This window comes from Desulfosarcina sp., assembly GCF_041551955.1.
In the GTDB taxonomy this organism is placed as follows: Bacteria; Desulfobacterota; Desulfobacteria; order Desulfobacterales; family Desulfosarcinaceae; genus Desulfosarcina.
In genome coordinates this window covers 1-10,848 of the sequence record NZ_JBFELV010000139.1, presented here as the reverse complement: position 1 = coordinate 10,848, position 10,848 = coordinate 1, and the positions used below count along the sequence as shown (strand labels likewise).

The window sequence follows — 10,848 nt, the reverse complement described above, 5'->3', positions numbered from 1 at the left end:
TGCCCATCCGGCCGGATACCGACGCCATCCTGGTTCAGGACAAGAGCGCCATTCCCCTTTACAGCGACTATCCGTGTATCAACTGCGGCGATTGCGTGCGCATCTGCCCGGCCAACGTGCCGGTGAACCTGCTCGTTCGCTTTCTGGAAGCCGGACAGTATAACGAAGGCGCCGATCTTTACGACCTTTACTCGTGCATCGAGTGCGGCATGTGCAGCTACGTCTGCGTGTCGCGCATCCCCATCTATCAGTACATCAAACTGGCAAAATACGAAATTGGCCGGATCACATCTGCGGAGGAGATGAATGAACAGTAAGAAGACGCTAATCGTATCCCACGCACCGTTCTGGCATGACGGCAGCGGGATTCCCGAGCGAAGCTACCACACCATGATCGCCGCCCTCCCCGCCGCTTGCGTGGGAATCGCCTATTATGGCGCCCCGGCGCTGGGCGTCATCAGCCTGGCCATCGCCTCGGCGATCCTCTGGGAACTGCTGCTCAACTACGCCAGTAAACGGCCGATCACCGTAGGCAACGGCAATGCCGCCCTGACCGGATTGCTGATCGCCATGGTGCTTCCCGCTTCGGCCCCCTGGTGGCTCGTCCTCATCGGCACCTTCCTGGCCATTGTCATCGGCATGCAGATATTTGGCGGCATTGGTGCCAACCCGTTCAATCCGGTGGCCCTGGCGATTGCTATTTTAATGGTGTCCTACAAAAATCACCTCGATTTCGACGCCGCACTGGTCAACTTCTCACTCGACTTCCCTTCCACGACGGATCCGCTGGCCGCCCTGAAAGCCTTCGGCCCGGGGGCGGTAGAGAACCTTAATTCGGTCGATCTGCTCATGGGACGGCAGGTGGGCGGCCTGGGCAGTGCCTGTGGTCTGGCCATCGCCATCGGCGGCATCTACCTGATACTAAGGGGAATCATCCGCTGGGAGATCAGCATCGCTTTTATCGTCGGCGTCTTCATCAGCGCCATGCTGTTCAACATGTCCGATCCGGTCCGCTATGCCCCGCCGGCATTCCACCTGCTCACCGGATACACCCTGATAGGCGCCTTTTTCCTGGCCACCGAATCCTCATCCTCACCGGTAAACTTCATCCCCATGCTCGTCTACGGCGCGCTTGGCGGTGTCATGACGGTCCTGATCCGTAACATCGGCGCCTATGTGGATGGCGTGATCTTCGCAATTCTCCTGATCAATCTGATAAATCCGCTGGTCGACAAGATCAGACCCAAGGCAATTGGAAAGGTGGCGTGAAATGGGTGAAATGATCAAAATGGTTGTGGTTTTGACCATTCTCAGTGTCATTTCAGGCGGCGGCTTGAAAGGGCTGGAGGAATGGGCCAAACCCAAGATTGAAAACAACGTGATGAACCTGGTCAAAGGACCCGCCATCCGGCAGATCCTGGAAGCGGCCGACAACGACCCCGTGAAAGACCGGTTCAAGATCGCAGACGGTGAAACGGAACGCAATGTTTTCGTGGGTGTATTCGGCGGTACGGCCGACACCGTCGTGATGGAGGCCAGTGCCAGCGGATATGGCGACCAAGTCGGCATGGTGGTGGCCATCAACATGGCGGAGGATACCCTGCGCGGCATGGCCGTAACCACCCACAAGGAGACCCCCGGACTGGGCGCCATGGCCAAGGACAACCCCAATTTTGCGGCTCAATTTGTGGGCAAAAGCATCGGCAGCCCCTTTGGTGTCACCACCGACGGCGGCCAAATCAATGCCCTGAGCGGCGCCACGATCACCTCCCGCGCCGTCTGCAGCGGAGTCAATCAAGCCGTCGAGACATACAACAGGCTGAAACCGCAGCTGGAAGAACAAATCAAAGGCATGGGCAAATAAAGGAGTTTACTCAATGGCCAAATCGTTTGCATCTGAATTTACCAAAGGCCTCTGGAAAGAGGTCCCGCCGTTTCGGTTGGTCCTCGGCCTCTGTCCGGTGCTGGGCGTGACCACCTCCATGAAAAACGGCATCGGCATGGGGCTGGCCACCACCTTCGTCCTGCTCTGCTCCAACATCCTGGTCAGCCTGCTGAGAAAGGTCATCCCCGCCAAGGTCCGTATCGCCTGCTTCATCATCATCATCGCCACCTTCGTCATCGTGGTCGAGCAGATGATGCAGGCCTTTGCCTACACCCTCTTTTTAGACCTTGGCGTGTTCATCCCCCTGATCGTGGTCAACTGCATCGTTCTGGGCCGTGCCGAGGCGTTCGCCTCGAAAAACGGTGTTCTTAAATCGACTGCTGACGGTCTGGGGATCGGTCTCGGATTCACCTGGGCATTGGGGCTGCTGGGCGCCGTACGTGAATTGATCGGAACCGGATCCTTGAAAGGGGACGTGTTCGGGCTGATCCATTGGGATGTACCCAATATCTTCGGTGCCGCTTTCGAACCGTTCGGGTTTGCCGTCCAGGCGCCGGGCGCTTTTGTAATCCTGGGATTATTGCTCTGTGCGATGAACCTGATTCCCAGTAAATAGCGGGAGGAACTAAGCTACCATGGAATATATTGAAATCATCATCGCCACCATTTTCGTCAACAACATCCTGCTGGCTCAGTTCTTGGGCAACTGCCCGTTTTTGGGAACCTCCAAGAAGATGGAAACCGCCATGGGCATGGCCATGGCGGTTATCTTCGTGCTGGTGATGGCCGGTGTGATGACCTGGCTCATCTATGCCTACCTGCTGTTACCGTTCAAACTGGTCTTCCTGCGAACGATCGCCTTCATCCTGGTGATTGCCTCCCTGGTGCAATTCGTCGAGATGTTCCTGAAAAAAAGCATCCCTGCCCTTTATGCCGGGCTGGGCATTTTTCTGCCGCTGATCACGACCAACTGCGCCGTCTTCGGTGTGTGCGTACTCAACATCGACAAGGAGCTTGGTTTTCTGCCGGCATTGGTCACCTCCTTCGGCTATGCCGCCGGTTTCGGCCTGGCGCTGATCATTTTCGCCGGCCTGCGCGAACGCATCCTGCTGGCCCGTGTGCCCAAACCGTTACAGGACACCTCCATCGCCCTGATCACCGCTGGTGTTATTTCCCTGAGCTTCTATGCCTTTCGCGGCATGGTGTAGATTTGATTCAATAGGCTGCAAGATAATTAATTTGGCAAGGATAGAGGGAAAAAGCCGTATTTGTCATACTGCGACGACCGATAACGCTGTCCAAATTAATTATCTTGCAGCCTAAAGGAGGTTTTCGTGACCATCGCTATCCTTGTTATGCTGGGCATTGGCGCCACCTGCGGCATTATTCTCAGTGTTGCCTCCAAAGTCTTCTACGTTTATGAAGATCCGCGCATCGCCGAAGTGGAATATTTTATGGCCGGCGCCAACTGCGGCGGCTGCGGATTTGCCGGATGCAGCGCCGCAGCCGTGGGCGTGGTTGAAGGCAAGGCCGGGCCCGGTGTCTGTGTGGTTGCCGACGCGGAAGCGGCCATCAACATCGCCGCGGTCATGGGTGTGGATCCGGGAACCGCCGAGCCCTTGAAATCCCTCAACGCATGCTCCGGCGGTGACCGCGCCGAGGACAAGTTCATTTACAACGGCGCCATGACCTGCGCGGCCATGACCGCGCTCTACGGCGGCAAGCGGGTTTGCTCCATCGGTTGCATGGGCATGGGGGATTGCGTCCAATCCTGCCAATTCGACGCCATCCACATGGGACCGAAGGGGTTTCCGGTTGTCGATGAATTCAAGTGTGTGGGCTGCGGTGCCTGTCAAACGGCCTGCCCCAAGGGTCTGATTTCAGTCAAGACCATGTCCCAGCGCCTGCTGGTCTTCAACCAGGAAGACCATGCCCTGGCGCCCTGCCAGCAGACCTGCCCGGCCGAGATCGATATCCCTAAATACATTCGCCTGATCAAGGAAGGCGACTACGAGGGGGCCGTCAACACCATCCGGGAGCGCAACCCCCTGCTGCTCTCCTGCGGCCGGGTGTGCCCCCACCCCTGCGAGAATTACTGCCGCCGCGACATCGAGGACGAGGCGGTTTCGATCAACCAGCTCAAACGTTTCGTGGCCGACTACGAAATGAACAGCGGCCGACGTTTCACCATCCCCTGCGCGCCGGATACCGGTAAGCGCGTGGCCATCATCGGCGGTGGACCGGCCGGTGTCAGCTGTGCCTATTTTCTGCGACGGTTGGGGCACCATCCCACCATTTACGAGGCCATGTCCAAATTGGGCGGCATCACGCGATACGGCATTCCCGAGTACCGCCTGCCCGACGAGGTGCTGGACTGGGAGATCGAAGGCATCTTGAACCTGGGCATCGACGTGCACTACAATACCACCCTGGGCAAGGATTTCACGATTCAATCGCTGCGTGACGAGGGCTATGATGCGATCTTCATGGGCATCGGTGCCTGGAAGGACTACACCCTCGGCATCAAGGGTGAAGATCTAAAGGGGGTTTCGCAGGGCATCAACTTCCTCTCTGCGGTGGCCAATTCACCAGACAAAAAGGTTCCCATCGGCCGCCGGGCGGCGGTCGTCGGCGGCGGCAACTCGGCCATCGATTGCGTACGCACACTCCTGCGCCTGGGTTGCGAAGAAGTCTACATCGTCTATCGACGAACGCGTAAAGAGATGCCCGCCAATGAGGTCGAAATCGTGGCCTCCTAACACGAAGGCATCAAATTCCAGTTCCTGGCAGCGCCGACGCGGGTGATCGATGACGGCCAGGGCAATGTCAAGGGGCTGGAATACCTGCAGATGGAACTGGGCGAACCCGACGCCAGCGGCCGTCGACGGCCGGTGCCCATCGAAGGATCGGAAACGATTCTCGACGTGGACATGGTCATTTCCGCCATCAGCCAACAGCCGGATATCAGCTTCATGGAGGGAGAGCCGGAGAAGGAGAACATCGCCATCACCCGCTGGAACACCTTTGACAACGATCCTGAAACCCTGCAGTGCAGCGTGCCCTACCTGTTCACCGGCGGCGACGTGGCCACCGGCCCATCTCTGGTGGTGGACGCCATCGGCGGTGGACGGCGGGCGGCACGCTCGATCCATCAATACATCACCGGCGAGGAGGTCAAAGGAACCCCGCGCTCCCTGCGCAAGCGGCATATCCCCGAATCCCTGTTCGAAAAGGTTTCCGGTGTGGTCAAGTCACCCCGAACGCCCATGCCGGAACTGCCCGTGGCCCAGCGCATCGATTCGATGATCGAGGTGGACCAGGTCATCTCCGAGGCCGACGCCAAACACGAATCCAGCCGCTGCCTCGACTGCTGCCGGATCTGTTACAACCCGGACATTATCGATCGAAAAGACCAGAACGCCGCCTGAAATTCTCTTTTCTGAAACCATCAACGGTGCTGCCCATCCGGCGGCACCGTTTTTTTTAATGTTAGCGGCACCACCCTGATTCAGTGGAAACATTTATGATTTCAATGATATTTCCGACCATGTGAACGCCATCCAGGTCTTTTCTCCATTTGGCGTTAACTTTCACATTCCGACCGTCCTTCGAAGGAACAGGAATATTGATCGGATCATAAATTCTGCCGCCGTGGTCTACGATAGCATTGAATCCGCCTTCCAGGTTCTTAAAAACAATCCTTCCCGAGATATCAATTCGACCATTACGGGCAATGAAGGTGCTTGCTTCTTCTCGAAATCGCATGGTGCCGCTATCGTAATTAAGTAATAGATACAGCTGCCCGTCTTCGACGAAAAAGGATGTGACCCGTTGCAGGTCAAGCATGAAAGGACCATCCAGGCTGTCTTGCGGGCAAGCCATACGCGTGGAAAACAGCGGTCCGAAGCCAAGCTTGCCCGCAGCGAGCTGATACTCCCCCCCGCCGCGGTTGCAGTCGAACCGGATCTTAGCATTTCCGTCTGACATCAGAAAAAGGGTATAGCGGCCCGCATGCAGGCAGGCGTCAAATTAAACAGCGCTGGCTGACGAGGCTTCGTTTTGCCCCATACACGATCCTAAAAAATCCTCGTCCACGTTGCACCTTCGATATCCTCGTTCATTTTTATCCATACAATGCTATTCATGGACGCAATCCGGAAGCACGTAGTAAAGACATCGGTACATGTGGGATTTTTCAATATTGCGTTGACGCGTTAGAACAGGCGGTGGCATACATACGGCTCACAACGATGAGCCTTGCGATTGAGTTCCTCAACAATGATATCCCCAACTAGACCCTTTCGACCCAGATCCCAACGGATTGTTTCTATTTGCGAAGGGGTTTCTGGGAAAACCGATACCCTGCACATGTCTTCCATCCCTATAAAGGGGGCCACTGTTTCACCTATCGGAACCTTGAACATTCTCACGTTTGGGTCTTAATGCAAGTGTTCAAGTCCGTGATCGGCACCGACATGGCCGGTATCTCCAAGGAGGTCAATGCCATGATTGATCAAGGCTTGGTATATTATCGTACCGATGCATGAATAGCGGTAAAAGCGATTAAGGATCCTTGACTTCCTTCGATATTCCCCTGAATCGGTCGATCATTCCGGACATGTCAGAAGGCATCGGCGCTTCCATGGCCATGAACGCGCCGGTTGTTGGGTGGATGAACGAAAGCCGCCGGGCATGCAGCATCTGACGAGCCACGCTCGCGACCGCCCGACCCAGCTCGGGGGAAATCGAGGCCAGCCTTTTTTGGTCACCGCGATGTCCGTACACCGGATCACCGATGACCGGGTGCCCCATGGTTTTGCAGTGCACCCGGATCTGATGGGTCCGGCCCGTGTGGATATCCAGTTCCAGCAGACAGGCCCCCTTATACTGCTCGCAGACCCGCCAATGGGTCAGCGCCGAGCGGGGCGTGTGGGTGGTGACGGACATTTTCTTGCGATCCACCGGGTGACGGCCGATGGGCTCGTCCACGCTTCCCGTATCCTGGCGTGGATTTCCATAGACGAGTGCCACGTATTTTTTCAGAACGTCCCGGGATTTGAACTGGACTGCCAGACCATGCATGGCGCGGCTGTTCTTGGCCACCACCAGGGCACCGGAGGTATCCTTGTCCAGCCGGTGGACGATGCCCGGCCGAAGGCTTCCGGAAATTCCCGCCAGGTCAGGGCAATGGTGCATCAAGGCGTTCACCAAGGTCCCCGAGCGGTGCCCCGGGGCCGGATGCACGACCATGCCCGGCGCTTTGTTCACCACCAGCAGATCTGGGTCTTCATAAAGGATGTGGAGGGGGATCTTCTCCGGAAGGAAGCTCGACGTTGTCGGTGGGGCAATCTTACCGCAAACGACCTCTCCGGCCTTTACCGTATACCCGGGTTTTTTAGCCGCTCCGTCTACTGAAACGCATCCCTGACGAATCAGTGTCGCAGCAAATGAGCGTGAGCAGTGATCGACTTCGCTGGCGACCAGCGCGTCTAGACGCCCCCCTGCTTGCGCGTGACCGACGCGGAAGGTGAAGGACGACGGTGGGTTGGACATGGGCGAAAAACTCAGGCCTCGTCGGTTTTGAACAACGCTTCAATCTCTTCGATAATGGCCTTTTCATTTTTGTTCTTGGCGGTGGATAGCTCTTTGACGAGAAGATTCTGGGCGGTGTCGTAAAGCTTGCGCTCCCCAAATGAGAGGTCTTTGGTAGTCTTCAACAGGGACAGATCCCTGAAGACCTCTGCGACTTCGAACAGCGAACCGGTTTTGATCTTTTCCATATACTCCCGGTAGCGCCGGTTCCAGGTCTGGTTGTCCATGGGTTGTTCCTGCCGGGAACGCATCACATCAAAAATTTTCGGAATCTCTTTTTTTTGGATCACATCCCGCAAACCGACGGATTCCACGTTCCAGGTGGGAATCATGATCACCATGGCGTTTTCGATGACCTTCATGATGTAGAAGTCGTGCTCTTCACCATTGACGACCTTGGTTTCGATGGATTCGATGCGACCGACGCCGTGAGCCGGGTATACGGCAAGATCACCAACCTTGAAACGTTTCGGGGATGCTGAACCTTTTGGACTGTCCTTGACCGATTTATCTGCCATGTGGGTACCAGTGATCAGAGGTTATAACCACCTTGAGCGGGGCTGCTCTCCCCGGGAAAAACCGGGTATTCCAGGCGATCAGGTTAACAATGAATTCCGTAAGGAGAGGCCCTCCGTCGCATGCTGGGGGGGGACAAATAATAACCATATGGAATAGCAGAATATACCACTGCACTGGTCAATAATCAATAAAAAAAGGATTGGCGCCGTTCGGCGCCAATCCTCATAAAACGAACCTCAGTTGCGGGTTATGACCGCAATTGTGGCTACATCAGGAACGGAACCATCAGCAGGGCCACCACGTTGAGAATCTTGATCATCGGGTTAACGGCCGGGCCGGCGGTATCTTTGTAAGGATCGCCGACGGTGTCGCCGGTGACGGCAGCTTTATGGGCATCGGAGCCCTTGCCGCCCAGGTGGCCGTCTTCGATGTATTTTTTGGCATTGTCCCAGGCAGCGCCACCGGTGGTCATGGACAGGGCCACGAACACACCCGTAACGATGGAACCGATCAGCAGGCCGCCGAGGGCGACTTTGCCCAGCAAAAAGCCAACCAGCAGGGGAGCGATCACGGGCAGCAACGCCGGAACCAGCATCTCTTTCAGGGCGAACTTGGTGACGATGTCTACGCATGCGCCGTAATCCGGCTTGGCGGTGCCTTCCATGATGCCCGGAATTTCGCGGAACTGACGGCGGACTTCCTCGACAACGGCCCCGCCGGCGTTGCCGACGGCCTTCATGGCGATGGAAGCGAACAGGTAGGGCAGCAGGCCGCCGATGAACAGACCGATGATCACGTTCACGTCGGAGAGATCGAATTTGATCGCTTTTTCAGCTCCCTGCATCTGGAACTCCATGACGTAGGCGGCAAACAGCACCAGGGCGGCCAGACCGGCTGAGCCGATGGCATAACCCTTGGTAACGGCTTTGGTTGTGTTTCCAACGGCATCCAGCGGATCGGTGACGGCGCGCACGCTGTCATCCATCCCGGCCATTTCAGCGATACCGCCGGCGTTGTCGGTAATCGGGCCGTAGGCATCGATGGCGATGACCATGCCGGTCATGGAGAGCATGGACATGGCGGCCATGGCGATACCGTAGAGTCCGCCAAATTTGTGGGCCAGGAAGATGGCCAGACAGATACTAAGCACCGGCGCCGCGGTGGCCTGCATGGAAACGGCCAAGCCGGAGATGATGTTGGTGCCGTGACCGGTGGTGGATGCGTCGGCGATGCCTTTGACCGGACCGTAGATGCCAGTGTAATATTCGGTAATGATGACGATGACGACGGTCAGGATCAGCCCAACCAGGGTACAGTAGTAGATGTTAATGGCGGAAAGGCCGGGCACGTCAGCCATGAATTTGGTGCAGGCGTAATAGAACGCCACGGCAGCGATAATGGCGGCGCCGAACATGCCTTTGTAGAGGGCACCCATGATGTAGCCGCCGCTGCCCAGGCGGACGAAGAAAACGGCGATCATCGAGGCAATGATGGAGATGGCGCCGAGGATCAGCGGGAACTCCGTGGCCATTGGAACTTTGGGGAAAAGCAGGTGGCCGATGAGCATTGCAGCCACGGCGGTGACGGCATAGGTCTCGAACAGGTCGGCAGCCATACCGGCGCAGTCACCTACATTGTCGCCCACGTTGTCGGCGATGGTGGCTGGGTTTCTGGGGTCGTCCTCGGGAATACCGGCTTCGACCTTACCCACCAGGTCGGCGCCCACGTCGGCGCCCTTGGTGAAGATTCCACCGCCCAGACGGGCGAAGATGGATATCAGGCTGCCACCAAAACCGAGGGCAACCAGAGCGATGACGTCATGGGTAGCGGCATAGTAACCGGCCACAGAGGTCAGGGCCAGCCCGGCAACGATCATACCGGTGACGGAACCGCCCTTAAAGGCCATGGAGAGGCCGGCGGACATGCCTTTTTTGGCCGCCTCGGCCGTACGCACGTTGGCCAGAACGCTAACCCGCATGCCGATGTAGCCGGCCAAGAAAGAGGCAACAGCCCCAATCAGGAAGCCGATTGCAGTTTTGGCGCCCATGGTCGCAAAAATAATGCCAAAAATGATTATTCCGGCAATGCCCATGCTTTTCAACTGCCGGTTCAGGTAGGCAATGGCGCCTTCCTGGATAGCGCCGGCGATGGCCTGCATTTTCTCGTCTCCGGCAGGCGCACTTTTTACGATACCGGCGAGGATAATCGCAAAGAAAACACCAGCAACACCGACCAAACTACATACGAGCGGTATGTTGTTCATAACAGCGTCCATTCTTTCCTCCATTCAATGTTTAGCGTGAAATCAAGGTTTGCGGTTAAACCGATTCATAGCATCCTTTGCTCCCTCACAAAGGATGGCTGCGGCAGCCTCGATGGCCCGTGATAGGAAGCGTTCCAGTGTTGTCCGTTGATTGGCATCGAACTCCTCCAGAACATAATCCACCACCCCAATGTCGCCTTCCGGCCGCCCGACGCCCATTCGCACCCTCATGAAATCATCGGTCCCCAGGGCGTCGATCAGGGACCTCAGTCCATTGTGTCCTCCATCCCCCCCTTTCTCTTTGATTTTCAATCTCTCATAAGCAAGGTCGATGTCATCGTGGATGACGACCATATCCTCGCATTGAATCCCGTGGGTGTTAACGATGCTGCTCACCGGGCCGCCGGACCGATTCATATAAGCCATCGGCTTGGCAGCCAGCACCGGGACGCCGGCGATATTCCCTTCGGCGATTTCTGCATGGATCCGGCTGCGGCAGGCGGTCAACCCGTACTTGCCTATCAGCCGGTCTATGGCCATGAACCCGAGGTTGTGGCGAGTCGCAGCATACGTCGGGCCCGGATTCCCG

At 56.9% G+C, this 10,848-nt stretch carries 12 protein-coding genes; 7 read left to right on the top strand and 5 right to left on the bottom strand.

Going from position 1 to position 10,848, the window contains the following annotated elements; genetic code table 11:
* The 7 genes from ABYV26_RS12300 to ABYV26_RS12270 form a co-directional block, all read left to right on the top strand.
* Nucleotides 1–317, top strand: a 317-nt coding sequence (locus ABYV26_RS12300; protein ID WP_372681388.1) for a 4Fe-4S dicluster domain-containing protein, incomplete at its 5' end; no start/stop codon positions are given.
* Nucleotides 307–1,269 carry an RnfABCDGE type electron transport complex subunit D gene (locus tag ABYV26_RS12295; protein WP_372681386.1) on the top strand — a complete coding sequence of 321 codons (963 nt, stop codon included), beginning with the start codon at nucleotides 307–309 and terminating at the stop codon, nucleotides 1,267–1,269. The genes ABYV26_RS12300 and ABYV26_RS12295, both read left to right, overlap by 11 nt.
* A 1-nt stretch (nucleotide 1,270) precedes the next feature.
* Nucleotides 1,271–1,864, top strand: coding sequence for an RnfABCDGE type electron transport complex subunit G (gene rnfG, locus ABYV26_RS12290; RefSeq protein ID WP_372681384.1), 594 nt, complete (start codon nucleotides 1,271–1,273; stop codon nucleotides 1,862–1,864).
* A gap of 13 nt (nucleotides 1,865–1,877) precedes the next feature.
* Nucleotides 1,878–2,501, top strand: coding sequence for an electron transport complex subunit E (locus ABYV26_RS12285; protein ID WP_319261245.1), 624 nt, complete (start codon nucleotides 1,878–1,880; stop codon nucleotides 2,499–2,501).
* A 19-nt stretch (nucleotides 2,502–2,520) separates the two neighbouring features.
* The gene (locus ABYV26_RS12280; protein WP_372681382.1) at nucleotides 2,521–3,093 is read left to right on the top strand and encodes an electron transport complex protein RnfA; all 573 of its coding nucleotides are present in this window, start codon (nucleotides 2,521–2,523) and stop codon (nucleotides 3,091–3,093) included.
* Between the two features lie 126 nt (nucleotides 3,094–3,219).
* On the top strand, nucleotides 3,220–4,644 hold the full coding sequence (locus ABYV26_RS12275; RefSeq protein ID WP_372681380.1) for an FAD-dependent oxidoreductase: 1,425 nt from the start codon (nucleotides 3,220–3,222) through the stop codon (nucleotides 4,642–4,644).
* Between the two features lie 42 nt (nucleotides 4,645–4,686).
* Nucleotides 4,687–5,313: a hypothetical protein gene (locus tag ABYV26_RS12270; RefSeq protein ID WP_372681378.1), complete on the top strand. Its 627-nt coding sequence runs from the start codon at nucleotides 4,687–4,689 to the stop codon at nucleotides 5,311–5,313.
* Nucleotides 5,314–5,374: 61 nt separating this feature from the next.
* Here ABYV26_RS12270 and ABYV26_RS12265 read toward each other — a convergent pair whose 3' ends face one another.
* The 5 genes from ABYV26_RS12265 to pth form a co-directional block, all read right to left on the bottom strand.
* Nucleotides 5,375–5,872: an META domain-containing protein gene (locus ABYV26_RS12265; RefSeq protein ID WP_372681376.1), complete on the bottom strand. Its 498-nt coding sequence runs from the start codon at nucleotides 5,870–5,872 to the stop codon at nucleotides 5,375–5,377.
* A 576-nt stretch (nucleotides 5,873–6,448) separates the two neighbouring features.
* A complete protein-coding gene (locus tag ABYV26_RS12260; RefSeq protein ID WP_372681374.1) occupies nucleotides 6,449–7,438 on the bottom strand; it encodes an RluA family pseudouridine synthase in 990 nt (329 codons plus the stop codon).
* A gap of 11 nt (nucleotides 7,439–7,449) precedes the next feature.
* Complete coding sequence (locus tag ABYV26_RS12255; protein WP_372681373.1) at nucleotides 7,450–7,995, bottom strand: CarD family transcriptional regulator; 546 nt, start codon at nucleotides 7,993–7,995, stop codon at nucleotides 7,450–7,452.
* Nucleotides 7,996–8,261: 266 nt separating this feature from the next.
* Complete coding sequence (locus ABYV26_RS12250; protein WP_372681371.1) at nucleotides 8,262–10,259, bottom strand: sodium-translocating pyrophosphatase; 1,998 nt, start codon at nucleotides 10,257–10,259, stop codon at nucleotides 8,262–8,264.
* A 42-nt stretch (nucleotides 10,260–10,301) separates the two neighbouring features.
* A partial coding sequence (gene pth, locus ABYV26_RS12245) for an aminoacyl-tRNA hydrolase (RefSeq protein ID WP_372681369.1) occupies nucleotides 10,302–10,848 on the bottom strand: 547 nt, incomplete at its 5' end.